The sequence below is a fragment of the Janthinobacterium breve genome (genome assembly GCF_051380895.1).
Taxonomy (GTDB): Bacteria; Pseudomonadota; Gammaproteobacteria; order Burkholderiales; family Burkholderiaceae_D; genus Janthinobacterium.
In genome coordinates this window covers 154,595-177,442 of the sequence record NZ_JBNYXY010000006.1, presented here as the reverse complement: position 1 = coordinate 177,442, position 22,848 = coordinate 154,595, and the positions used below count along the sequence as shown (strand labels likewise).

At 64.5% G+C, this 22,848-nt stretch carries 26 protein-coding genes; 12 read left to right on the top strand and 14 right to left on the bottom strand.

The genetic code is table 11. The features are described 5' to 3' along the window. The first annotated feature begins 55 nt into the window (after positions 1 to 55). The 3 genes from ACQ4W0_RS13310 to phaP all read left to right on the top strand — a co-directional run bounded on the left by ACQ4W0_RS13310 (position 56) and on the right by phaP (position 1,703). Positions 56 to 427, top strand: a complete 372-nt coding sequence (locus tag ACQ4W0_RS13310; RefSeq protein WP_436577146.1) for a VOC family protein — start codon at positions 56 to 58, stop codon at positions 425 to 427. Positions 428 to 454: 27 nt separating this feature from the next. Then, positions 455 to 790, top strand: coding sequence for a hypothetical protein (locus ACQ4W0_RS13305; RefSeq protein WP_436577145.1), 336 nt, complete (start codon positions 455 to 457; stop codon positions 788 to 790). A 274-nt stretch (positions 791 to 1,064) separates the two neighbouring features. After that, positions 1,065 to 1,703 (top strand): TIGR01841 family phasin, encoded by a 639-nt coding sequence (gene phaP, locus ACQ4W0_RS13300; RefSeq protein WP_436577144.1) that lies wholly within the window; start codon positions 1,065 to 1,067, stop codon positions 1,701 to 1,703. A 116-nt stretch (positions 1,704 to 1,819) separates the two neighbouring features. Here phaP and ACQ4W0_RS13295 read toward each other — a convergent pair whose 3' ends face one another. Together ACQ4W0_RS13295 and ACQ4W0_RS13290 are read right to left on the bottom strand one after the other, a co-directional pair. Then, positions 1,820 to 2,854: an alpha/beta hydrolase gene (locus tag ACQ4W0_RS13295; protein WP_436577143.1), complete on the bottom strand. Its 1,035-nt coding sequence runs from the start codon at positions 2,852 to 2,854 to the stop codon at positions 1,820 to 1,822. 106 nt (positions 2,855 to 2,960) lie between these two features. Then, a complete protein-coding gene (locus tag ACQ4W0_RS13290) occupies positions 2,961 to 3,851 on the bottom strand; it encodes a LysR family transcriptional regulator ArgP (RefSeq protein WP_436577142.1) in 891 nt (296 codons plus the stop codon). A gap of 204 nt (positions 3,852 to 4,055) precedes the next feature. Between ACQ4W0_RS13290 and ACQ4W0_RS13285 the strand changes: the two genes are divergently transcribed. Continuing rightward, a complete protein-coding gene (locus ACQ4W0_RS13285) occupies positions 4,056 to 4,661 on the top strand; it encodes a LysE/ArgO family amino acid transporter (RefSeq protein ID WP_436577141.1) in 606 nt (201 codons plus the stop codon). A 4-nt stretch (positions 4,662 to 4,665) separates the two neighbouring features. On the opposite strand, the gene ACQ4W0_RS13280 is transcribed toward ACQ4W0_RS13285, so the two are convergent. Further along, positions 4,666 to 6,108 (bottom strand): coniferyl aldehyde dehydrogenase, encoded by a 1,443-nt coding sequence (locus tag ACQ4W0_RS13280; RefSeq protein ID WP_436577140.1) that lies wholly within the window; start codon positions 6,106 to 6,108, stop codon positions 4,666 to 4,668. 148 nt (positions 6,109 to 6,256) lie between these two features. On the opposite strand from ACQ4W0_RS13280, the gene trxC reads away from it, so the two are divergent. The 5 genes from trxC to ACQ4W0_RS13255 all read left to right on the top strand — a co-directional run bounded on the left by trxC (position 6,257) and on the right by ACQ4W0_RS13255 (position 9,214). Then, on the top strand, positions 6,257 to 6,709 hold the full coding sequence (trxC, locus tag ACQ4W0_RS13275; protein ID WP_436577139.1) for a thioredoxin TrxC: 453 nt from the start codon (positions 6,257 to 6,259) through the stop codon (positions 6,707 to 6,709). A gap of 70 nt (positions 6,710 to 6,779) precedes the next feature. Continuing rightward, positions 6,780 to 7,289 (top strand): MarR family winged helix-turn-helix transcriptional regulator, encoded by a 510-nt coding sequence (locus ACQ4W0_RS13270; RefSeq protein WP_436577352.1) that lies wholly within the window; start codon positions 6,780 to 6,782, stop codon positions 7,287 to 7,289. Then, positions 7,286 to 8,032 carry a DNA alkylation repair protein gene (locus ACQ4W0_RS13265; RefSeq protein WP_436577138.1) on the top strand — a complete coding sequence of 249 codons (747 nt, stop codon included), beginning with the start codon at positions 7,286 to 7,288 and terminating at the stop codon, positions 8,030 to 8,032. The genes ACQ4W0_RS13270 and ACQ4W0_RS13265 overlap by 4 nt, the downstream gene beginning before the upstream one ends. Positions 8,033 to 8,056: 24 nt before the next feature. Next, positions 8,057 to 8,422, top strand: coding sequence for a DUF6616 family protein (locus ACQ4W0_RS13260; protein ID WP_436577137.1), 366 nt, complete (start codon positions 8,057 to 8,059; stop codon positions 8,420 to 8,422). A 189-nt stretch (positions 8,423 to 8,611) separates the two neighbouring features. Then, entirely contained in the window at positions 8,612 to 9,214 is a 603-nt protein-coding gene (locus tag ACQ4W0_RS13255) for a DUF1287 domain-containing protein (protein WP_436577136.1), read from the top strand. Here the strand turns inward: ACQ4W0_RS13255 and pdxR are convergent. Then, on the bottom strand, positions 9,171 to 10,655 hold the full coding sequence (pdxR, locus tag ACQ4W0_RS13250) for a MocR-like pyridoxine biosynthesis transcription factor PdxR (protein WP_436577135.1): 1,485 nt from the start codon (positions 10,653 to 10,655) through the stop codon (positions 9,171 to 9,173). The genes ACQ4W0_RS13255 and pdxR overlap by 44 nt on opposite strands. Positions 10,656 to 10,759: 104 nt before the next feature. Between pdxR and ACQ4W0_RS13245 the strand changes: the two genes are divergently transcribed. Beyond that, positions 10,760 to 11,200 (top strand): carboxymuconolactone decarboxylase family protein, encoded by a 441-nt coding sequence (locus tag ACQ4W0_RS13245; RefSeq protein WP_071078442.1) that lies wholly within the window; start codon positions 10,760 to 10,762, stop codon positions 11,198 to 11,200. An 80-nt stretch (positions 11,201 to 11,280) separates the two neighbouring features. After that, positions 11,281 to 11,589 (top strand): hypothetical protein, encoded by a 309-nt coding sequence (locus ACQ4W0_RS13240; protein WP_436577134.1) that lies wholly within the window; start codon positions 11,281 to 11,283, stop codon positions 11,587 to 11,589. Between the two features lie 64 nt (positions 11,590 to 11,653). Here ACQ4W0_RS13240 and ACQ4W0_RS13235 read toward each other — a convergent pair whose 3' ends face one another. After that, positions 11,654 to 12,841, bottom strand: coding sequence for a multidrug effflux MFS transporter (locus ACQ4W0_RS13235; protein ID WP_436577133.1), 1,188 nt, complete (start codon positions 12,839 to 12,841; stop codon positions 11,654 to 11,656). A 189-nt stretch (positions 12,842 to 13,030) separates the two neighbouring features. Between ACQ4W0_RS13235 and epsC the strand changes: the two genes are divergently transcribed. After that, entirely contained in the window at positions 13,031 to 13,969 is a 939-nt protein-coding gene (epsC, locus tag ACQ4W0_RS13230; RefSeq protein WP_436577132.1) for a serine O-acetyltransferase EpsC, read from the top strand. Positions 13,970 to 14,106: 137 nt separating this feature from the next. Here epsC and ACQ4W0_RS13225 read toward each other — a convergent pair whose 3' ends face one another. The 9 genes from ACQ4W0_RS13225 to ACQ4W0_RS13185 form a co-directional block, all read right to left on the bottom strand. Further along, a complete protein-coding gene (locus ACQ4W0_RS13225; protein WP_436577131.1) occupies positions 14,107 to 14,586 on the bottom strand; it encodes an META domain-containing protein in 480 nt (159 codons plus the stop codon). An 85-nt stretch (positions 14,587 to 14,671) separates the two neighbouring features. Further along, a complete protein-coding gene (gene bla, locus ACQ4W0_RS13220; RefSeq protein ID WP_436577130.1) occupies positions 14,672 to 15,577 on the bottom strand; it encodes a subclass B3 metallo-beta-lactamase in 906 nt (301 codons plus the stop codon). Between the two features lie 65 nt (positions 15,578 to 15,642). Beyond that, positions 15,643 to 16,425, bottom strand: a complete 783-nt coding sequence (locus ACQ4W0_RS13215) for a hypothetical protein (protein ID WP_436577129.1) — start codon at positions 16,423 to 16,425, stop codon at positions 15,643 to 15,645. Positions 16,426 to 16,501: 76 nt separating this feature from the next. After that, positions 16,502 to 17,236: an ABC transporter ATP-binding protein gene (locus ACQ4W0_RS13210; RefSeq protein WP_436577128.1), complete on the bottom strand. Its 735-nt coding sequence runs from the start codon at positions 17,234 to 17,236 to the stop codon at positions 16,502 to 16,504. Next, the gene (locus ACQ4W0_RS13205) at positions 17,233 to 18,081 is read right to left on the bottom strand and encodes an ABC transporter permease (RefSeq protein ID WP_436577127.1); all 849 of its coding nucleotides are present in this window, start codon (positions 18,079 to 18,081) and stop codon (positions 17,233 to 17,235) included. Before ACQ4W0_RS13205 ends, ACQ4W0_RS13210 begins: the two co-directional genes overlap by 4 nt. A 6-nt stretch (positions 18,082 to 18,087) precedes the next feature. Then, positions 18,088 to 19,071 (bottom strand): aliphatic sulfonate ABC transporter substrate-binding protein, encoded by a 984-nt coding sequence (locus ACQ4W0_RS13200; protein WP_436577126.1) that lies wholly within the window; start codon positions 19,069 to 19,071, stop codon positions 18,088 to 18,090. 27 nt (positions 19,072 to 19,098) lie between these two features. Beyond that, positions 19,099 to 20,496, bottom strand: a complete 1,398-nt coding sequence (locus ACQ4W0_RS13195; RefSeq protein ID WP_436577125.1) for an LLM class flavin-dependent oxidoreductase — start codon at positions 20,494 to 20,496, stop codon at positions 19,099 to 19,101. 3 nt (positions 20,497 to 20,499) lie between these two features. Beyond that, positions 20,500 to 21,327, bottom strand: coding sequence for a MetQ/NlpA family ABC transporter substrate-binding protein (locus tag ACQ4W0_RS13190; protein WP_436577124.1), 828 nt, complete (start codon positions 21,325 to 21,327; stop codon positions 20,500 to 20,502). Between the two features lie 108 nt (positions 21,328 to 21,435). Beyond that, on the bottom strand, positions 21,436 to 22,650 hold the full coding sequence (locus ACQ4W0_RS13185; protein WP_436577123.1) for an acyl-CoA dehydrogenase family protein: 1,215 nt from the start codon (positions 22,648 to 22,650) through the stop codon (positions 21,436 to 21,438). Positions 22,651 to 22,848: the final 198 nt, after the last annotated feature.

Below are 22,848 nucleotides of genomic sequence, written 5' to 3'. Positions count from 1 at the left end.
GGCAATATTGGCGCATACTGCGCTTCCTGTCCCATACCCTCCAAGGAGCGCCACCATGATTCTTGATCACATCGGTTTGAACGTCAGCGATGCACAGGCTAGCAAGGCTTTCTTTTCGGCCGCCCTGGCGCCCTTGGGCGTGTCGGTGGTGATGGAAGAGCAGGGCTGGGTCGGCTTGGGCAAGGATGGCAAGCCCGATTTCTGGTTCGGTGTGGGCGGCACGCCGCATGCTGGCATGCATCTCGCTTTCACGGCAGACAGCCGTGCCCAGGTGGACGCGTTTTACCAGGCCGCGCTGGCAGCGGGCGGCAAGGATAACGGCGCCCCAGGCATCCGCGCCCTGTATCACCCGAATTACTATGGCGCCTTCGTGCTGGGCCCGGACGGTCACAATGTCGAAGCCGTCTGTCACCATCCCGAGCCCTGACGCCGTTCATTATCAAAAGGGAGCAGCATGAAGCACAGCGCCACCCTGTTTGCCGACGATGCCGGCCGCTATGCCTACGTGAAAGCGGGGTTTTCCTGGCCGGCCCTGTTTCTGGGCTCGTTCTGGGCCGTGGCCAAGCGCCGCTGGTGGCTGTTGCTGCTCATGCTGGCGATGGATGCGTGCCTGTGGTTTGGCAGCCATCTGGCCACCGAACTGCGCATCGGCCCGCTGATGCTGCTGATGGCCGCCGCAGAGCTCAGTTACTTGCTGGCGCGTGGCTGGTTTGGCAACCGCTGGCTGGAAGCCTCGCTGCGTAGCCATGGCTACAAGCCCGTCGTGCCGGGCACGGGCGCTGTTCCTTGAGCGTGCCTGGCACAGATTTCCCTTCCCGTCACTGACGCTTGCCAAGGGCAAGCCGTCCAGCCAAAACTTTCTGCGCTGCCTGGCGTACCTTTGATCCAGATCATCCCTCTCCTGCGGTGCTCACGTAGCCTTGGGACTCGCGTTGCAAAGCATCTCTCCACCAATCGGATATGTTTTTTCGCGTTTCGTGGCGTAGCCCGGTCGTCTGCTTTACCGTTCGACAGCCGGTGGTGTCGCCTTGTGTCTACCCAATCGCTATTTAATGAGGAACTCCATGTATCCATATTTCCGTAGTGTTACCCCTGCCGTCAAAAACCACCTGGAAGCGCAACTGGCTTTTTTCAATGGTCTGTCAAAGTCCTTGTTCCAGTCGGTGCAGCACTTTAATGACCTGAACATGCAGCTGGCGCAAGGCTTGCTGGAAGAAACCACGGTCGCCAGCCAGAATCTGCTGACGGTCGAGCGTGCTGAAGATGTGTTTCAGGTGGCTGCCGTGGCGGGCCAGCCGGCCGCCGAGCAACTGCGCAAGTATCAGGAACAAGTATCGCGCCTGGCAGCCGATACGCAGGTCGAACTGGCCAATGTGGCAGAGCGGCATGTGAATGAAACGAGCCGTACTGCCAAGGCCCTGGCCGAAGAAGTGGCGCGCACGGCTTCGGAAGAAACGCAGAAAAACGTACGCAAGCAGCAGGAAGCCATGCAGCGCGTCGCCGAACCATTCCAGGCCAACCATCAAAACGGTAGCAACCGCGACCAGCAGCGCGGTGCGCAAAGCCGTGACGGCCAAAGTCTGCAAAGCGTCAGCCAGCAGGGTAGCCAGCAGTCGGCCGGCAGCGAAAGTTCCGCCAGCGGCAGCGCATCGCAAGCGGGCTCCGCACAAGGCAAAAGCAGCAGCGCCAGCCGTAAAGAATAAGCGGGTCGCTGCTGGGGGCTGAATGGCAGCGCAATCCTCGTCACGAGGAACGGGCCTTGCGATGCGCTTTGCTGCCGCAGCATCGTGCGTATTGGTCCGGGCAGAGCGCCCGTCCTTCAGGGGGCGGGCGTATTGTCGTGGCTGGCGGGGCGCGCTGCGGCAGCTTGCGTGGCGGTGCCCTGCGTCGTTGCAGGACTTTGCGCCGTTGCCGGACGTTGTCGCGTGGCCTGGATTTCCCGCATGCCCGTGCCTTGCGGCGTGCCCGCGTTGTCCGTCCTGCTGTTGGCGTCGATAAAAGCGCTCACGGCGTCCAGCGTGGGGGCCAGCATGTGCAGGGGGCTGGCCAGCGAGGCGAGCAAGGTGGTATGGCTGACCTTGTCGAAATACGTTTCCGTCACCGGCCGTTGGTGTGCCCGCAAGGCCATGGCCAGGCCACCCGTGTTGCGTTGCGGATTGACCAGTTTGTCCCGTCCGGGCAGGGGGGCGATCAGCAGGGCGGGCGGCGCTTCGGCAGTCACGTGGTTGATGGGCTGCGAAGAGGCGGGCGTGTCCGGGTAAAAGAAGACGGGACGGGTGGTAGTATTTTCGATCGGCAGGAAATCATACGGACCGGCCAGGCCTATCCAGCCGCGCAAGTCGTGCGGGCGCATGCCGTGGCGCGCCAGCAGGCTGGCGTCGAGCGCCAGCATCGCCGCATTGTAGGCGCCGGCGCTATGGCCCATCACGAACAGGCGGGCGGGGTCGCCGCCATGGCGGCCAGACTCCATTGCGGCCCAGGCCACGGCGCGGGCCGCATCCTGCAAAATCTCCGGGTAGTGCACGTCCGGATACAGCCGGTAGTCGGCGATCACGGCCAGGTAGCCGCGTGACGCGAGCGCGTGGCCAACGAAGGCATAGTCGGCGCGCTCGCCCGTCGTCCAGTTGCCGCCATAAAAGAACACCACCACGGGCACGGGCCCCGTACGGATTTTTGGAGCATACACATCGAGTTTTTGCCGTGGCAGGGGGCCATAGGCCAGGCCCCCCGTCACTTGCGAGGCGCTGCCGGACGACAAGGCATTGATGGCGGTCAAGGGAGAGCAGGCGGCCAGGCCGGCAGCGAGCGCGATGGCAGCCAGCAAACCGAGCAATGTGGTGCACAGGATCGTCATGCTGCCTCCTGATGGTGATGGATGATGCTTGCAGTGTAGGCCAGGCAGGGCAGGGTGCACATGGGGAAGTTGCAAGCTGGCGTAGGTAACTGTTTCATGTTTTATTTCAATCTTGCAGCAGCCATTTGCGCGCCGTGGCGATGACGGCGTCCGACAAGGTGCGCGTGAGGGGCGTCTGGATATCCCAGGCATGCCAGGTCAGGGGCACGTCGAGCGCCTGCCCGGCTGCCACGTCGACCAGCCTGCCGGTGGCCAGCGCCGTTTCCGCCTGCAGCAGGGGCACCATGCCATAGGCGTAGCCCGCTTCGATGAAGCGCACGAAGTCGCGCGCCGAACCGAGTACATGGTGCGGATAGCGGCCCGTGTAGCCGAGGCGGTGCTGCAGGTAGCGCTCGTGCAGGGCATCCTTGCTGCCAAATGTGATGGCGGGCGCCTGGCTGACGGCCTCCACCGTAAAACCATGGGGAAACCATTGCTGCGCGAACGCGGGCGACGCCACGCACAGGTAGCGCATGCCGCCCAGCGGCGTGGCCGTGGTGCCGGCCACCAGGTCGTTGGCGCTGGTGACGCAGGCAAACACGCGTCCCTCGCGCAGCTGGCTCAGGGTGTGGTCCTGGTCGTCGAGGCGGATATCGAGCAGGCACGACGGCGGCAACAGCAGCGGCCCCAACGCTTCCGGGATCCAGGTGGCGGCGCTGTCGGCGTTGACGGCAATGGCCAGTTCCGGCAATTGCGTGGTGGGACCGGGCTGGGCATCGAGCGCCGCTTCCAGCAGTTTGACTTGGCGGTAGTGGGCGATCAGGCGTTGGCCCGCTTCCGTGGGCAAGGGCGGGTGGCTGCGGATGATCAACAAGGTGCCTTCCAGGTTTTCCAGGGTACGGATGCGCTGCGACACGGCCGGCTGGCTGATCGCCAGCGCTTGCGCAGCCTTTTCAAAGCTGCCCAGGCCGATCACGGCGTCGAGGGCGGCCAATCCACGGTAATCGACGACACGCATAAGATTTTCTTATATATGGTTAGAATCATTCATTATACTTATATTTACTTTTTCTTTACACTGTTGAAATAGGGTAACAACTCCACTCTCCCGCGCGGTCCTCCTGGTTCCGCACCACCCTCCACCTACCACTGATGACTTTGCCGTTGCCGGCAGAGCGTGGGCGGCCGTGCGCGTGATGGAAAGCAATGCAAAGGAATTAATATGGACAGCGCAATTTTCTTGAAAGGCATGGGGCTCGGAGCGAGCCTGATCGTGGCCATCGGCACGCAAAATGCATTCTTGCTCAAGCAGGGCTTGAAGCGCCATTATGTGCTCACCTGCATACTCGTGTGTTTGCTGTGCGACGCCATCCTGATCACGGCCGGCGTGGCCGGCATGGGCACGTTCATTGCCGATAATCCCAACTTCCTGCTGTGGGCCAAGGCTGGTGGCGCCACCTTCCTGATCGCGTATGGCTTGCGCGCCGCCAAGTCGGCCTGGCGTCCAACGGCCCTGACGGTGTCGGCCGCCAAGTCGCCTGAAGGTTACTGGGCCGTAATCGGCGCGGCATTGGCGTTCAGTCTGCTGAACCCGCACGCCTTCCTCGACACGGTCATCCTGCTCGGCTCGATCGGCGGCCAGCATGAAGGCGTGGGACGCTTCTACTTTGCAGGCGGCGCCATCATGGCTTCGGCCCTGTGGTTCTTCCTGCTGGGCTTTGGCGCCCGCTACCTGGCGCCCGTGTTTGCCAAGCCCATGGCCTGGCGCGTGCTCGACGGCATCATCGCCCTCGTCATGTGGGCCATCGCCGCCTCGCTGTTCCTCTAAGCAATTAGCGCGTCAGGAAGGCCAGCACGCGGCTGGCCAGCTTGCCGTACGGCGGCCACAGCAGTTTCAGCGCGCTGAAGCGGGCCTGGTAAAACACGGGCCGCAGCTTGCTGAAGGTATGAAAACCTTCCACGCCGTGGTAGTGGCCCATGCCGGACTCGCCCACGCCGCCGAATGGCAAATCGTGCTGGCCCACGTGGAACAGGGCGTCGTTGACAGACACGCCGCCCGACATCACCCGGTCGATCAGCAGCTGCACGGTGCCTGCCTGCTTGCTGAATGGATAGATGGCCAGCGGGCGCGGCCCCGCGTTGATGCTGTCGATCACGGTTTCAAGGTCCGCATAGCCGCGCAGGGGCAGGATGGGGCCGAAGATTTCCCGCGTCAGCAGCAGGCTGTCCTCGGGCGCATCGAGCACGATATGCGGCGCGATCTTGCGCGTGGCCCGGTCGTAGGCCGGTCCCGGCAACAGCGAAATCACTTGTGCACCCCGTTCGCGTGCTTCGTCGAGCGCCTGCAGCAGGCGCTCAAAGGCGGCCGCGTCGATGATGGAGGTGTAATCGGGTGTGTCCAGCTGAGGGTAGCGCATGGGCACGATCTGGCGCGCATGCGCGACGAAGGCAGCGATGCTGGCTTCGGGCAGCCAGGCGTGGTCGACGCTGGTGCAGATCTGTCCCGCATTCAAGTACTTGACGAACAGGATGCGCTCGGCGGCCGTGCGCAGGGGAAAGTCAGCGCAGACGATGGCCGGCGCCTTGCCGCCCAGCTCCAGGGTCACCGGGCACAGATTGCGCGCTGCCGCCGCCATGACGGCGCGGCCCGTCTGGCCGGAGCCCGTAAACAGCAGGTGGTCGAACGGCAGTTGCGAAAAAGCTATGCCCACGCTGCCTGTCTCTTCAAAGAACTGTAATTTTTCCGCTGGAAAGTAGGCGGGCATGGTGTCGATCAGCAGCCGGGCCAGGTGGCGCGAATTTTCGCTCATCTTGACCATGGCGCGGTTGCCGGCGGCGAAGATGTAAGTCAAAGGCACGAGGCTCAGGTTCACGGGGAAATTCCACGGCACGATGACACCCACCACGCCCAGCGGCTGGGGAAGCACGCGGTTGCGGGCGCCCAGGAAATTGCGCCAGTCGACGCCACGCCGCTGCGGTTTCATCCATTTTTTCAACTGTTTCAATACGTGATCGATGCCATCGATGGCGGGAAAGATTTCCGCCAGCAAGGTTTCGTGCCGTGAACGGTTGCCATAGTCGGCGCTGATCGCCTCGCACAGCGCGTCTTTATGGTCGCGGATAAAGCGCTGCAAGGTTTGCAGGTCGCGTTTGCGCTCGGCGAACGTGGGCACGGGGTGGGCCAGATAGGCGGCCCGCTGCAAGGCCAGGGCGGCATCCAGTGTTGCGTGGACGGGGGCGGTGCTCAGATCCATGTTTTCTGCGACATCAGGCATTTTTTTTCCTCGGCCGGCTTGGCAATGTGCGCGCCGCTCCAGCGCACTATAGTTGACTATGTGCAAAAGTGCCGCCAGCGTGCCGACGGGGCTGCGCGATACACCGTAAAATGTCCGTCAACTCTACGCTACGCTTCCCAGGAATGCCATGACCTCGACCACGCCAGATTCCCTGCACATCGTTTGCCCCCATTGCGACGCCGTCAACCGCCTGCCGCACGCCCGCCTCAGCGAGCAGCCTACCTGCGGCAAGTGCCAGAAGGATTTATTCATGGGCCAGCCCGTGGAGCTGGCCAGCGCCCGTTTCCTCAAGCATATCGAGCGCAGTGACATTCCCGTGCTGGTGGACTTCTGGGCACCCTGGTGCGGCCCGTGCCGCAGCATGGCGCCATTCTATGTCCAGGCCGCCAAGACACTGGAGCCGGCGTTCCGCGTCGTCAAGGTGAATACGGAAGCGTCGCCGGACCTGGGCAGCCGTTTCAATATCCGCAGCATTCCCACCCTGGCCCTGTTTCGCAGGGGCGTGGAAGTGGCGCGCCAGCCGGGCGCCATCGATGCCAATGCCATCGTCGCGTGGGCGAGGGAAAAGGCGCGACTCTAGGCGCACGGGAAAGCCCTTGAGGTTTTCCATTTGACATTTAGTATGGTGCCATATTATATTGTGCCATATGATAAAGCTCGAACAGAAATACACGGCCTTGCTGGGCGACGTGCAGCGCCGCGCGCTCGGTCCGGACATGCCGGCATCCCTCGGGCGCCTGCGCCTGTGCTTTGAAGTGCTGGGCCTGGCGTCCGCCATCGATGGCGATTGCGCCACGCGCCTGGGCCGGCATGGCTTGTCGGAAGGCAAGTTTGTTTTGCTGTCTCTGCTGCGCGACGTGCCCGAGGGACTCTCGCCGCACGCACTGGCCGAGCGGGCCGGCGTGACGCGCGGCACCATCACGGGCTTGCTCGACGGCCTGGAACGCGACGGTTTCCTGGCGCGCCACGCGGACCAGTTCGACCGGCGCAAGCTGCTGGTGCGACTGAGCGCCAAGGGAGAGGCTGCCGCTGCCACCCTGGTCGATGAGCACGCGCAATGGATCGCCAGCCTGTTTGCCGATTTCACGCCAAAAGAGATGCAATTATTGAGTGGACTGCTGGAAAAAGCCTGGCGCAAGACGGACCGAGGTGCGCCATGAGCGCCGGCATCGTTGACGTGACGCCGGCGCGCCTGTCCCTGCTGAATGCGGGGCGCGTAGCCAGCGCCACCCTGACGGAAGGGCTGGCCATCGATTTCGCCCAGCTGCTGGCCGCGGCCGTACCCGCTATCGGCGCGGCCCGCCTTGAGCAGATGCGCGCGCAGGCCGCAGCGGGTATCACCAAACGCATGGCGCTGGCGGCACAATTGCTGCTCGACGCACAAGTTGACTTGGCGCCATTGCAAGCGCATGCCTCCGACACGGTACGAGGCTGGGTTTGCTTTGCCATCGCCGCCCAGGCTGACTTGACCTTGCCGCAACAGCTGGCCGCCATGCGCCCGCTGGCCGACGATGGCCACTTCGGCGTGCGTGAATGGGCCTGGCTGGCGCTGCGGCCGCATCTGGCCGAGCATCTGCTTGATGCCATCGCGCTGCTGGCGCCGTGGACGTCGGACGCGTCGGAAAGAGTCCGACGTTTCGCCTGCGAAGCGCTGCGCCCGCGCGGCGTGTGGTGTGCGCATATTACCCAGTTAAAAGAAGCGCCGCAGCTGGCCTTGCCCCTGTTGCAGCCCCTGCGGGCCGACCCGGCCGTCTACGTACAGGATTCCGTGGCGAACTGGCTCAACGATGCGGCCAAGAGCCAGCCGGACTGGGTGCGCAGCCTGTGCGCGCAATGGCTACAGGAAAGTCCCATTGCCGCCACGGCACGCATCTGCCAGCGGGCGCAGCGCTCGCTGGCCTGACGATACCTCACCCAAGGAGCAAGCATGCATTACCTGTTAGAACTGTACAGCCCGAAACCCGCCTGGCTGGCCCTTGATGGCGCCGCGCGCCAGGCGTATTTCGACACGGTGGGCGCCGGCATGGCGGCCTTGTCGGGCATCGGCGCCGAAGCGTTGGCCATGGGCGCCGTCGACGGCGGCAAGCTGCATGCGGCTTGCCAGCAATTTTATGCTGTCTGGCGCTTCCCGGACGAGGCGGCGCTGGACGCCTTGCTGGCCGGTATCGCCGCCACGGGCTGGCATGATTACTTTGAGACCATCAATGCGGCTGGCCCGGCCGTGGATTTCCCCACCCACCTGGCGCAGCTGGCCGGCGTAAGTAATCCTCAGGAAATTATTGTGAAATTATGACGAACAGAACCGGATGCTATGCAAGGCGCCCGCTGCGACGCAGTGCGAGCACTGCTAGCAGCGGGCAACGCCGCAGAGCGCCGGTTATGGAAGTCAGAAATCACAATAATTTATTGGGGGTTACTTAGCGTCCGACGTTTTCCCTGCCGCTGCGGTAAAGTTGGCATTTCCATCCGACCACCGACGTTGATGCCAATCAAACTGCTCTCCCTCCTGGCGCTTGTCCTGGCGCCCATGCTGGCCTCGGCAGCCCCTGCCACCGCGCAAGCCCTCGTCGTCGCCGCCCGCAGCCAGGTGGGCGTGACCTTGCAGTACGATCCGCGCTATGAACGGCTCGCCTATCCGGGCGGCGACGTGCCGCTCGAGCGGGGCGTGTGCACGGATGTGGTGGTGCGCACCTACCGCCAATTGGGGCAGGACTTGCAGGTGCTGGTGCACGAAGACATGCGCAAGGCGTGGCAGGTGTACCAGCAGCAGGGACGCTGGCAGATGAAGGGGCCGGATCGCAATATCGACCACCGCCGCGTGCCCAACCTGGGCACTTTCTTTGCCCGCCACGGCACCAGCTTGCCGCCAGCCAAGGAAGCGAACGCTTACCGCGCGGGTGACATCGTCACCTGGCGCCTGCCGCGCAACCTCACGCACATCGGCATCGTCAGCGACAAGCAGTCGTGGAGCGGCGTGCCGCTCATCATCCACAACATCGGTGAGGGCGCGCGCGAGGAAAACATTTTATTCAGCTATCCGATCACGGGGCACTATCGTTGGCAACCCGGCTGGCAACCCCGCTGAGGGGCAGGGGAGCGATCTCGTGCAGGATCGCCAGCACGCGGGCCAGCGCCGTGTCGATATCGAGTTTGTCGATGGCGCCATAGCCGAGGAACAGGCCCTCATGGCGGGCGGGTCCATGGTAAAAGCCAGATAGCGCATACAGGCTGACGTCGGCCAGGCGCGCCCGGCGCAGCAATGCGGCGATATCGAGCGGCGCCTGGGCCAGGGCCGCCACGTGGAAGCCGGCGCTGGCCGGCACCAGGCGGAACCACGGCGACAACGGGCCGTTGAACCAGTGCTGCAGCCGTTCGCGCCGCCCCGCATAAATGTCGTGGCAGCGGCGTATATGGCGCAGCAAATGGCCATCGCCGATGAACTTGGCCAGCGCATGCTGGCCCAGGCTGGCGGTATGGCAATCCGCCAGGTATTTCACCGTCTGCACGGCGGCCACGAGGGCTTGCGGCAGCACCGCATAGCCGAGCCGCAATTCCGGCAGCATGATCTTGGAAAAGCTGCCCACGTGCGCGACGACGCCGTAGCGGTCCATGCTTTGCAGCGCATCCTCGGGCCGGCCTTCGTAGCGGAAGGCGCTGTCGTAATCATCCTCGATGATGATGGCGCCCAGCTGCCGGGCCCGCTCCAGCAAGGCATGGCGGCGCGCTATGCTCATCGGCATACCGAGCGGAAATTGATGTGCGGGTGTGACATAGATCAAGCGCGTGCCGTCGGGGATTTGCGCGACGACAAGGCCATCCTCGTCCAGTTCGACGCCCACCACGTGTGCGCCCTGGCTGGCGAACACGGCGCGCGCCACCGGGTAGCCGGGTTCTTCCACGGCAACGGTGTCGCCCGCTTCCAGCAGGGTCAGCGCCAGCAGATGCAAAGCTTGCTGCGCGCCGCTGGTGACGAGCACCTGTTCCTCGGTGCAATGGATGCCGCGGCTGAAGGCGGCGTGACCGGCGATTGCCGCGCGCAGGGACGGCAAGCCTTCCACGGGGCCATAGCGGCCGCGCGCCGGCCCATCCTGGCGCAGCGCGTGCAGCATGCAGGCGCGCCATTCATCTTGCGGAAAGTGCGCGGGCGTTGCGCGTCCGCCGATGAAGGCGTAGCGGGCGGGCGTTTCCTGGCTGGCGCGGCGCAAAGGCGTGGGCGTCGCTTCCCAGCGGGCGATGCGCGCGGCGCTGGCCAGCGGCGTGCTGGCGTGACGGCGCTGCGGCGAGGCATGCGGGGTCTGCACGAAGCTGCCCACGCCGACCTTTCCTACCAGCAGCTTTTCATAAGCGAGCTTCTCATACACGTCGGAGACCGTCTTGCGCGACAGGCCCAGCTGGCTGGCCAGCAGGCGCGAGGGCGGCAATTGCTGGCCGTCGGCCAGGCGGCCCGAGCGGATGGCTTCGCTGAGCTGGCGATACAACTGGCCGCCCAGGTCGCGCGTGCCGTCGATCAGGATATGTAATTCCATGGAGTATCTGTTGGTGGTCTGCCGTTTTTCGGCAGGATTGGCCTGCCGCGCGCGCTTCCTGCACTTCTACAATAGTGCATCTCTACTCTATCAAGGAATGCATCATGACACAGCAACGACTCGATTTCACACAAGCTTCGCCGGACGCCGTCAAGGCCATGTATGCGCTGGAAGCGGCCATCGCCAAGCTGGGCGTGGAACATTCGCTGCTCGAGCTGATCCGCCTGCGTGCCTCGCAAATCAATGGCTGCGCCTTTTGCGTGGACATGCACACGAGCGACGCGCGCAAGGCGGGCGAGACGGAGCGCCGCCTGTATGCGGTGTCCGTCTGGCGCGAAACGCCGTTCTTCACGCCGCGCGAGCGGGCCGTGCTGGCCTGGACGGAAGCGCTGACCCTGTTGCCACAGAATCACGCGTCGGACGAAGACTATGCGGCGCTGGCGCAGCAATTGACGCCGGCGGAGATGGTCAACGTGACCCTGGCCATCGGCTCCATCAATACCTGGAACCGCCTGGCCGTCGGCTTCCGCAAGATGCCCGAATAAATCCTCTGTTCGTTCGCGAACAGACGCCTGGCTGGTCCCTGCGTAGGCTGACAGGACGATTGATCAGCCAGGGAGCAGCCATGCAGTTACCTATCGGGGAAGGCGCCGGAAAGACGCCGCAGCAGGAGGAAGAAGCACAGGAACAGGCGCGCCGCGAATTCATCGCCGAACTGTGGCGGCGCTTTGAAACCTTGCAGGAATGGGCTGTCAGCCACTGGCCCGACCAGCAACATCCCTTGAGTTCCGCCGACTTCGTCGAGGCGCGCAAGGAGATTTTGAGTTTGCGTTCGCCCGCCGGTTCCTTGAACCAGCCAACTACGCGCGATGCGGCTGAACCGGAGCAGGGCGGGGTGCAATACCAGGATGTGACGCCAGCGCCGTGGCCTTGATTAACTGCTGGGGTCAGACCCGCCGGGTCTGACCCCAGTTTTTACCGCGTTGGTATGCGTGACTTTACTTCGCTGCAACTTCCGCAGAACCGCCCTGCGCAAACACCCAGCACAATAAACTCACCAGCAGTCCCGCCATCACGCCATACGCCAGATTCAGCGCACTGTCGAACAGCAGCGGCGCCACCAGGCCCGACACCAGCGCGAACAGCAGCATCTGGATGAACGACTGCATCGACGAGGCCAGGCCGCTGTTGTTGGGGAAGTGGTTCAAGGCCATCAGGGTCATCGGCGGCATGGCGATGGACAGTGCGAACGAGTAGAAGAACAGGGGCAGCACGGCCCATGGCACTTCGGCGGCAAAGACATAGTTGTAGCCGATGTTGGCCAGCGCTGCCACCAGCATCAGGATGAAGCCGGCCCAGATCATCTGGCGCTGGCTGTAGCGGTGGGCGATTTTCGCCGACAGGGCCGAGCCGAACACCATGCCGCTAATTAAGGGAATGAACAGCCAGGCGAATGCCGTTTCCGGCAAATGCAGGATGTTGATGATGAAGTAGGCGGCCGAGCCGATGTACAGGGCGAAGCCGCCAAAGGCGGCGCCGATGGCCGTCGACAGCAGCAGGAACTGGCGGTGGCACAGCACTTTCCAGTAGTTGACGGCGATGTCGCCCAGGTGGAAGGCGTGGCGCTGCTCCTTCGGCAGGCTTTCCGGCAGCGCGCGCCAGACGACGACGAACATCAGTACGCCAAACGCCGTGAGGAACCAGAAGATCCAGCGCCAGCCCAGGCCCACCTGCAGCCAGCCGCCCAGCACGGGGGCGATGGCCGGTGCCAGCGCGAACACCATCATGATGTGCGAGAGGATTTTTTGCGCGGCGGCGCCCGAATAGCGGTCTTGCACGATGGCGCGGCCGATCACGGAACCGGCGCCCGCCGACAGGCCCTGCAGCACGCGCCAGGCCAGCAGCCAGCCCAGCGACGGCGCCAGCGCGGCGCCCACGGAGGCGATCACATACAGCACCAGCGAAACGAGAATCACGGGACGGCGGCCGAAGGAATCGGACAGGGTGCCGTAAAACAGCATCATGAAGGCGAACGTGAACAGGAAAAAGCTCAGGGTTTGCTGCACCAGCAGGGGGCTGGCATTGAAATCGTGCACGATGGCGGGGAAAGACGGCAGATAGGTGTCAATTGCAAGCGGTCCGACCATCGCCAGGCCCGCCAAAATCCAGGTTAATAATTTAGTCATGTTGAAGAGTGTTTTTGTTAGTCCGTCATTTTACGCTAGTGACCGGAATCGGGTTTGGCGCCGACGCTGTTTGCCATCCATATGCGTTTTTCGCATATGAAATCTTGAAATTCTTCGTTTGCATCGCTTGTTGCCACCGCTAAGCTGGGGCGACCCGGCCTGTTTGCCATTTTTTGGAAGTGATACGCCATGCACAGCAATGATCCCGCAGCGCCTGCCGACGATACGGCCCAGTGGAACCTGGGGCCCGTGATCCAGGCCTTGCGCAGCTCGCGCGAAGACAAGCACAAGATCCGCCATAACGGCAGGGTGCGCGAACTGCCGTCGCGCGAAGCCCTCACCACCATCGTCAACGGCTTGTCGGCGGCGCTGTTCCCCACCCATTACGGGCGGCCGAATCTCACCGATGAAAGCATCGACTATTTTGTCGGCGACACGCTCAACACCACCCTGAACCGCCTCAGCGAACAGGTGCGGCGCGGCTTGCTATTTTCTGTGCCGGCCGGCGAGGAGCACGATGCCGCCAGCGACGATGCGGCGCTGGCGCAGCAGGCGCGCGACATCACGCGCGCCTTTGCCGCCAGCCTGCCCGACATCCGCGCCTTGCTGGTGTCGGACGTGCAAGCTGCCTACGCGGGCGACCCGGCCGCCACCTCGGTGGCCGAGATCATGTTGTGCTATCCGGGCACCATCGCCATCCTGTACCACCGCCTGGCGCATCGCCTGCACGCGCTGGGCGCGCCGTTCCTGGCGCGCCTGATCGCCGACATCGCGCATACCTTGACGGGCATCGACATCCACCCTGGCGCGCACATCGGCGCGTCCTTTTTCATCGACCACGGCACGGGGGTGGTGATCGGCGAGACGGCCATCATCGGCCAGCGCGTGCGCCTGTACCAGGCCGTCACCCTGGGCGCCAAGCGCTTTCCTGCGGATGCCAGCGGTGCGCTGATCAAGGGCACGCCGCGCCACCCCATCGTCGAGGACGACGTGGTCATTTACGCGGGCGCGACGGTGCTGGGGCGCATCACCATCGGCGCAGGATCGACCATCGGGGGGAATGTGTGGCTGACGCAGAGCGTGCCGCCAAATAGCAATGTTTCGCAGGCGCAGATGCGCAACGATTGAAGAGTGGCCGAGAAAACGTCCATGGCGGCGTTGCAGCGCCTTGGCGTACTAGCGTACTGCCTGCGGCGCCGCGCCTTGCCCTGAACGTTTTTCGATCACTCTTCATGCCAGGAGATAATCCTGGCTTTGTAATTACCTTACTTCACCGTCAGCGCTTCATAACGCGCCACGGGCACGCCATCTTTCAGCAGCAGCAATTCCTGGTCGGCGTAGCGGTAGCCATTGACTTCGCCCAGGGTGGTCAAGAGCAGGCGCTCCAGGTCCATGTCCTGCGGCTGGCACATCATCATGGTGCCGGCCATCTGCCCAAAGTTCAAGGTGCTGACGCCATCGCTAGTGTAGCCGCCCATCATCTGGTTGCAGCCGCTGTGGCCACTGGCGCGGCCTTCGGCCAGCAGCAGGGTCACTTCGCGCTGTTCAGGCGCCCTGCGCACCACTTGCTTGCCCTTCAATTCCTTCAGCTTCCATTGCGTGCCCGTCAGCTTGGGCGCCGGCTTGGCGGGCGAGGTAGCGCCTGGCGCGGTGGCGGCAGCGTCGCTGCGCACGGGCGCTTGCGCGCAGCCTGCAGTGATGGCGACGATGGCGGCGAGGGGAATCAGTCTGGCGAGTGTGAACATGGCATTTCCTTCTTCAAATGAATGGCGCCAGCGTAGCAGATTGGCGTCACGCCAGCGTGCACGGTTGACAAGGTCACTGGCAAATTCACGGTTGTTTTTCCTGTTCCAGGCGCGCGTCGAGCAAGGTGCGCGCCGCCGCCACGTAGGCGCGGCAAGCCTGCGGGTCGACGAAGGCATCGCTGCCGCCCGTGACGCTCGCCTCCAGCCGCTCCCACAATTGCGACGCTTCCGGGTGCGCCGAAATGAACACGTCGCAGGGCAGTTTTTCCAGGGTCTCGAAGCTGTGGCGCAATTCCGCCACCACGTTCGGATATTCGCTGCTGGCGCTGAACTTGAAGCCTGGGCGCGAGACGGCGTTGAGGCTATCGGCGTACACCATGTTCAGGCAGCGGGGGCCGTCGCACGATTGCCAGGTCCAGCTCAGGCCACCGGGCGTGTGGCCCGGCGTGGCGTGCGCCGTCAATGCAATGGGGCCGACATTGAAATGGCCGCCGTCGCGCGCCAGGCGCATGTCCTTGACGGGAGGGTACTTGGGCAGCGCGTGGTATTGCGGGTCGTCCGGCCCCACTTCGCCCGACGCCAGGTCCAGCGCCGCCGACGGGCTGGCGGCCACCAGTGCATTGCTGCGCCGCTGCAGCTCGGCCAGGCCGCCCGCATGGTCGATATGGCCGTGCGAATTGAGAATCAGTTTCACGTCCTCGATGCGAAAACCCAGCGCGCTGATATTGGCGATGATCTTTGGCGCCGATTCCGGCAAGCCGCCGTCGATCAGCACATGGCCCTGCGGCGACGTCACCAGCACGGAACTGAGGCCCTTCACGCCCACGTAATAGGTATTGCCGAAGATGCGGAACGGCGCCTGGTCGGCGTTCCAGGTGGCGCAGACATCGCAGCCCGGCGTCGGTGGCGTGGCTGGCGCCTGCGCCAATGCCAGGGAAGCATGGCCTGCCAGCAGCGCCAGTGCCAGCGCGCGTGTAAGAGTGAGGGGCATTGCAATCCTTATCCGTGTTGCCAAGGTGGCATATGCTGACATGGAATGGGGCCGGATGCAAACGCTCACGGGGAGGCGGACGGGGCGCCGGCAGCATCCTGCTGGTAGATCAGCTCGATCAGGGTATCGTCGGCATAGCGGGTGTCGCCGATGGGAGACAGGAAGGAGCGCCCCTCCTTTTCCACCTTCAGGGCAATGCGCTGTTCGCCATCGAGCATGGTGGCGCTGGCGAGTGGCGCATCGCTGCGGGTGCCCATCTTGAGCCGTTCGGACGAGCACCAGTCGGTGGTGCGCAGCAGGGTGCCGACCAGCGTGCGTACCCAGAACGGGATCTCTTTCTTGGCGATGGCGATCGTCACCTGGCATTGCAGGCGAAGGTCGCCCAGGCGGCGCATGCCGGCTGGCACGCCGTCACTGTGGATGACGGGCTGCCAGCGATACTGGCCCTTTTTCTTGTTGGTGATCAGGTCGGCGTCCTCGCTGTCTGCCTGCGCGCTGCGCGGTAGCGTAAAGCTGCCGTCGGCGGCCAGCGGCAGGGCAATCGCGGTTTCATTGCCGGCGATGCGCAAGCTCAGGTCCTGCATGGCGTCGGCGGGCGCGCGGCTGCCCGCGACCAGCTGAAAGCGCACTTCGCGCGCTTTCGGCGCCAGTGCGTGGTGTTCATCGAAGGCATCGAGGCCGGCCGCCATCACGCGGTACGATTTCAATTCCGGATTGCGGATGCTGTTGATGTGGATGGACTGGCCGGTTTCTGGCGGTGCGTCGGCATGCGCCGTGATGGGGCTGAGGGTCAGGATGGCGCAGAGCAGCGCCGAAAAGAGCTTGCCGGGAGGGGAAGGGAAGTGCACGTCGCCGCCTGTTTGTGTTCAACATGACAAGCTAACATGAATGACAAGGCTTGTCACTGGCGGCCGTGGGCAAGCCTCAGATCGCGTGCGCGGCATGCAGTTCGCCGAGGATGGCCTCCTTCAATGGGGCTTGCGCCGTCGGCGTGCGCAGGCGCGGCCGGGGCGTGGCCACGTCGTAAAGGGCGCGCGGCGGCCCGGCGCGCGTATCGAGCATGACGATGCGGTCGCTCAGGTACAGCGCTTCATCGATGTCGTGCGTCACCAGCAGCACGCTCAAGCCATGGCGCGCGGCGACGGCCGCCAGCAAGTCTTGCAGCTTCATGCGGGTAAATGCGTCGACGGCGGAAAACGGTTCGTCCAGCAGCAGGATGCGGGGCTGGCCAAACAGGCCGCGGGCAATCGCCGCCCGCTGCGCCTGGCCGCCCGACAGCTGCTTGGGCAGGCTGTCAGCGTGGCCTTGCAAGCCCACTTCCTCCAGCAACTGCGCGACCCTGGGATCGTGCTCGCCGCCAGCACCGAGGCCGAAGGCGATGTTTTGCGCTACCGTCAGCCAGGGAAACAGGCGCGGCTCCTGGAAGATCAGGCCAATGTCAGCGTGCACTCCCGCCAGCAGCTTGCCGTCGAGGCGCAGGATGCCGCGAAAGTCCGCATCGAGGCCCGCCACGATGGACAGCAGGCTGCTCTTGCCGCAGCCGCTGGCGCCGATCAGGCTGACGATTTCGCCCTGGCGCAGCTGCAATTGCAGATTGTGCAGCACGCGCTGCGCGCCATAGGATTTTTCACGGATGGCAATGTCGAGCAGGGGCGTCATGCGTGGGCGCTTTCGTCAGAGGGTGTATAGCTGTCGCGCCAGGCGAGCAAGCGGGTTTCCAGGCGCTGCATCAGGCTGTCGCTGGCCTTGCCCAGCACGGCCAGCAGCACGATGGCGGCCAGTACGATGTCGGCGCGGCTGGTTTCGCGTCCGTCGCTGAGCAGGTAGCCGAGGCCCTGGCTGGCGGCGATCAGTTCGGCCGCCACCATGAACATCCAGGCCAGGCTCAAACCATTGCGCAAGCCCGTGAATATGGCGGGCAGCGCGGCCGGCAGCAGCACGCGCCGCGCCAGTACTGGGCGGCTCAAACGGTACAGACGGGCCGCGTCGATCAGCTTGCGGTCCACGTCGCGGATGCCCGACGCCACGCCCATGTAGACGGGGAAGAAGGCGCCGATGCCGATCAGCACCAGCTTGGGCGCTTCATCGATGCCCAGCCATAGCAGCAGCAAGGGCACCCAGGCCAGCGAGGGAATCGCGCGCAGGGCCTGGAACGTGGGGTCGAGCAGCGCCTCTATCGTGCGGTTCAAGCCCACGGCCGCTCCCAGCACGATGGCCAGCAGAGTGCCGCCGGCAAAGCCGATGGCCACGCGCACGGTACTGGCCAGTACATGGCCGGCCAGGCCCTGGCGCGCCAGCTCGGCGATGGTGGCGCCGATGTCGCTGGGCGCCGGCAGCAGGTTGGCGGGAATGGCGCCCGTGCGCACGCCCACTTCCGCCGCCAGCAGCGCCAGGGCGGGCAGCAGCAGGCCAAGCGCCGCGCGTGGCAAAGGCTGGCGAAAGAGCCTGTGCCGGACGCCCGTGTCGTGGGCCGGTGCTGGCGCAGCGAGCGTGTCTCTGGCCATGATCGCTTACGCCTTGTTGAGGAAGGGCTGGGCGAAGCGCGTGTCGACCAGGTCCGCGATGGCGCGGTTCACGTCGGCGCCCGGCTTGACCAGCGCTTCCTCGACAAGGATGGGCGCGGCCACCAGCAGGGCCTTGACATGTTCGCTCGACGGCTGCGGATTGCTGAAGTCACTGCGCAGCTTCACCTGCAGCAGCGCCACCGGCAGGCTGACCTTGGCCTCCTCCGACAGGATTTTTGCCGCTTCTGCCGGATAGGCGCGTATCCAGGCGCGCGCCCGCTCGTAGGCCTGTATCACCTTGCCCACTTCGGCTGGGCGGCTGGCGAGGAAGTCTTCGCGCACGTTCAGGAAACCGTAGGTGTTGAAGGCCACGTTGCGGTAGATCAGGCGCGAACCGGCTTCCAGTTCGCTGGCGGCCATGTGCGGATCGAGTCCGGCCCACGCATCGACCTTGCCCTGCTCCAGCGCCGCGCGGCCATCGGCATGCTGCAGGCTGACGTGCTCGATGTCGCCGCGTTTCAGGCCCGCCGTTTTCAATGAGCGCAGCAGGAACAGATACGGGTCGGTACCCTTGGTGGCGGCCACCTTCTTGCCCTTCAAGTCGGCGATGCTGCGGATGGGGCTATCCTTGCGCACCACCAGCGCCGTCCACTCGGGACGCGAAAAAATGTACGGCGCGCGAATAGGATTGCCGTTGGCGCGGGCCAGCAGGGCAGCCAGGCCGGCGCTCGATCCGATGTCGATGCTGTTGGCGTTCAGGTATTCGAGCGCGCGGTTGCTGCCCGCGCTGAGCACCCATTTGATGCTGGTGCCCTCAGGCTTGAATGCCTCTTCCAGCCAGCCGAAGCGGCGCAGCACCAGGCTGGTGGGAGAGTAGTAAGCGTAATCGAGGCGCAGCTCCTTCAGGGGTGCCGCTGCGCGGGCCAGGCCGGGCAAGGCGGTGAGGGCGGCGGCGCTGGCGGCCAGTTGCAAGATGGTTCTGCGTTTCATGGTGTCCTTGGATGTCGGGGAGAGGCGTCAGGCCGCCAGCGCAGAGGCGGGCGTGGACGTGGGTGCGATGCTGACCTGGCGGCCTGCATGGTTGACAGGCAGGCGCGGGCCCTGACCGAAGACCTTGTGGCGCAAGCTGCCTTCCTCGTAATGGGTGCGATAGCGGCCGCGCCGCTGCAGTTCCGGCACGATATGGGTCACCACGTCGGCCATGCTGTCGTGCGCCACGGCGAAGGCGAGGTTGAAACCGTCGATGCCCGTCTCGTCCAGCCAGCTTTCCAGCTGGTCGGCCACCTGGCGCGCATCGCCCACCAGCACCGGGCCGCGCCCGCCAAGGCCGATGTATTCGGCTGCTTCGCGCACCGTCCAGCTGCGGTCCGGGTCGGCCTGGCTGAACGAGGCCAGCGCCGAACGGCCCGCCGGGGAATCGATGTAGTCGATGGTGGCGTCGAGCGGGTAGCGGCTGAAATCGACGCCCGTCCAGCCCGACAACAGCACCAGCGCCGCCTCGATATTGACGTGGCTGCGATAATCGTCGTACTTGGCGCGCGCGTCCGCTTCGGTGGCGCCCGTGATGATCAGCGCCTGCGCGTAGATCAGCAGCGCATCGCCATCGCGTCCCGCCAGGCGCACGGCGGCGCGCAAGTCGTCGGCGTAGCGCTTCACCACCGTCTTGCTGGGGCCACTGACAAAGGTGGCTTCCGCATGGCGCGCCGCGAAGCGCGTGCCGCGCGGCGAGGTGCCCGCCTGGTACAGCAGGGGCGTGCGCTGCGGCGACGGCTCGCACAGATGGATGCCGGGCACCTGGTAGTGGCGGCCCACGTGATTGATCGGATGCACGCGGGCCGGATCGGCGTAGATGCCGCGCACCTTGTCGTTGACGACGGCCTCGTCGTCCCAGCTCTTTTCCCACAGCTTGTAGACGACGTCCAGGTATTCGTCGGCCAGGTCGTAGCGTTCGTCGTGGCCCAATTGCTGGCTCAAGCCCAGGTTGCGCGCCGCGCTATCGAGGTAGCCGGTGACGATATTCCAGCCGATGCGCCCACCCGTCAGGTGGTCGAGGGTGGAGATGCGCCGCGCGAAGGTGTACGGATGCTCGTAGGTGAGGGCGCAGGTGACGCCGAAACCCAGGTGCGTGGTGGCTTGCGCCATGATGGGCACGAGGGCCAGCGGGTCGTTCAGCGGCACCTGCACGCCGTGTTCCAGGGCCGCATCGAGGCTGCCCCGGTACACGTCATACACGCCCAGCACGTCGGCCAGGAACACCGCGTCGAACAAGCCCGCTTCCAGCAGCCGCGCCAGTTCCGTCCAGTGTTCGGGGTCGGTATAGCTGTGGCTGCGGTCGCGCGCATGCGTCCACAGTCCCGGCGACTGGTGGCCCACTGTGTTCATCTGGAAGGCGTTGAAGCGTATCGTCTTTGCCATGGCTTATTTTGCCGCCGTCTGCAAGGCTTGCTGGTAATCGGGTTTCGAATAGCCGGCAAAGTGTTTATTGGTGATGTCGAGGAATTCGCGCGAGCGGTAGGCGGCCGCCAGGTCTTTCGCGAACTGCTTGTCCTTGTCCGCCGTGCGGATGGCCACCAGGTTGATGTAGTTGGGCGAGATTTTCTCGGCCACCAGCGCATCCGTCAGTTTCAGCCCCGACGCCAGCGCGTAATTGCCGTTGATGAAGGAGTAGTCGGTGTCGCCCAGGGAGCGTGGCAGCTGCGCCGCTTCCAGCGGCAGCAGCTTGATTTTCTTCGTGTTGACGGCGATATCCCTTTCCGAAGCGCGCACGGGGTCGAAGCTGGCGCGCAGCTTGATCCAGCCCAGCTGGTCGAGCAGCACCAGCGCGCGCGCCTGGTTGGTCGGATCGTTCGGCAAGCCCACCGTCGTGCCTTCCTTCACGTCGTCCAGGGTCTTGTGCTTCTTGCTGTAGATGGCGATCGGCGCCGTGGGTATCGTAATCAGGTCCGTCAGGGCCAGTTTGTGCTCCAGCGCGAATTTCTTCAGGTAGACGATGTGCTGGAACACGTTGGCGTCCAGCGAACCCTCGGCCAGCGCAAAGTTCGGCTGGATGTAGTCATTGAATTCCACCAGCTTGACCTTGTAGCCCTGTTTTTCCAGGATAGGCTTGATGCCCAGCTTGATCTGGTCCGCGTACGGCCCGGCGCTGGTGCCGATGGTGATTTCTTTCGGGTCCTTGGCGTGGGCGAAGCTGGCCGTCAGGGCCAGGGTCAGGGCGCTGAGGAGGATGCTGCGGCGGGCGATGGTCATGTTAACTCCTGCTGAGTGAAGAACTGGGGTCAGACCCGCCGGGTCTGACGCCGGAAGTCCGCTAAATAGCCTGCGGCGCAAAAGTACCGATTCGCCCAGGCCGTGGTTTTATGAATACGCGGTCGGTTCGGGCAGCGTGCCAGTCAAGGCAAAGCGTCCCAGGTCGCGCAACTTGTAGTCGATGGGGTCGTGCAAGGTATGCACGCGCACGTTGCGCCAGTAGCGGTCGAAGCCATACTGGGCCGAGGTGGAACGGGCGCCCGTGAGCTCGAACATCTGGCTGCTGATTTCCAGTCCCGCCTTGTGCGCCAGGCACTTGGCTTCGGCCACGGAGACGGCCAGCAAGCCCCGTTCGCGCGCCGTCACCAGCGCGCCCTTGCGGAACACCTTTTCCAGTTCCTGCGCCGCGCCGTCGGCCAGCACTTGCGCGGGGCGCAGCAGCAGCCATAGCTGGCCGTAGCGGTGCTGGATCAAAGGGTCGTCCGTTGCCTTGGCAACGCCTGCGGCAAACCAGGCTTTCGCCTGCTCGTCGGTGTAGCGGCGCGCCGCCTCGAACGCGCCTTCGGCGATGCCCAGATATAAATTGGCCATGATCAGCTGCGCAATCTGCGAGCGCACGGTGGCTTGCGGCGTGGCGGCTTGCGCGGGCGCCTGCAGCACCAGTTCCTGCGGCAGGACGACTGCTTGAAAATGCACATTGCCGCTGTCCGTCTGGCGCTGGCCGAAGGCATCCCAGTCCGCCTGTACGCTCACGCCATCCTGGCGCGTGGGCAGGGCGGCGATCAGCGCCGTTTGCGTGGGCGCGTGCCAGGCCGAGACGGTCAGCCAGTCGGAACCGACGGAGCCGGAAGAAAAGCTCTTGATGCCGTCGAGGATGAAACCGTCGTCGCTGTCGATGGCCGTTACCCGCTTGTCGAGGGGATTCAAGGCATTGCCCCAGAACAGGCGTTCATCGACGGTAAGGGCCAGCAGGCGGCGCTGTTGCTGCGCGCTACCGTATAGCTGCAAGCCCGCCAGCTGCAAATGGTGGAAGCCGAAGACATGCGCCAGCGCGCTGTCGGCGCGCGCCAGGATGCGGATCACCTGATACACGAGGGGCCAGGATGCGCCCTGGCCGCCGAATTCGACGGGAATCGACAAGGTCAGCAAGCCTGAATCGCGCAGCCATTCGCGTTCCTGGGCCGCGTGGCCGCCGGCCTGGTCGCGGGCATTGGCCGTTTCGGCCAGGCGCGCGGCCAGCGCGGTGGCAATGCGGATGGCGTCCTGCAGCGGTTCCTGTGCGGGGGGCTGGGAGCGGGTGGCGTGGAGAAAAGCGCTAGACATGAGTGACATTCCAGAAAGACGATGCAGCCGATATTGCACCGCCAGGCGTGCGCCGTACACGAAGAAAACCGCGCATGGATATGCGAAAAAAGCCGCTCGGCTGCTGGCGCCAAGGCGTGCGGGGCGTCAGGCCCGGATAGTCGGAAAACGCATATCGAAGCGCGAAAGCATTCGTTTTACCCGGCTGATGATGGCGAT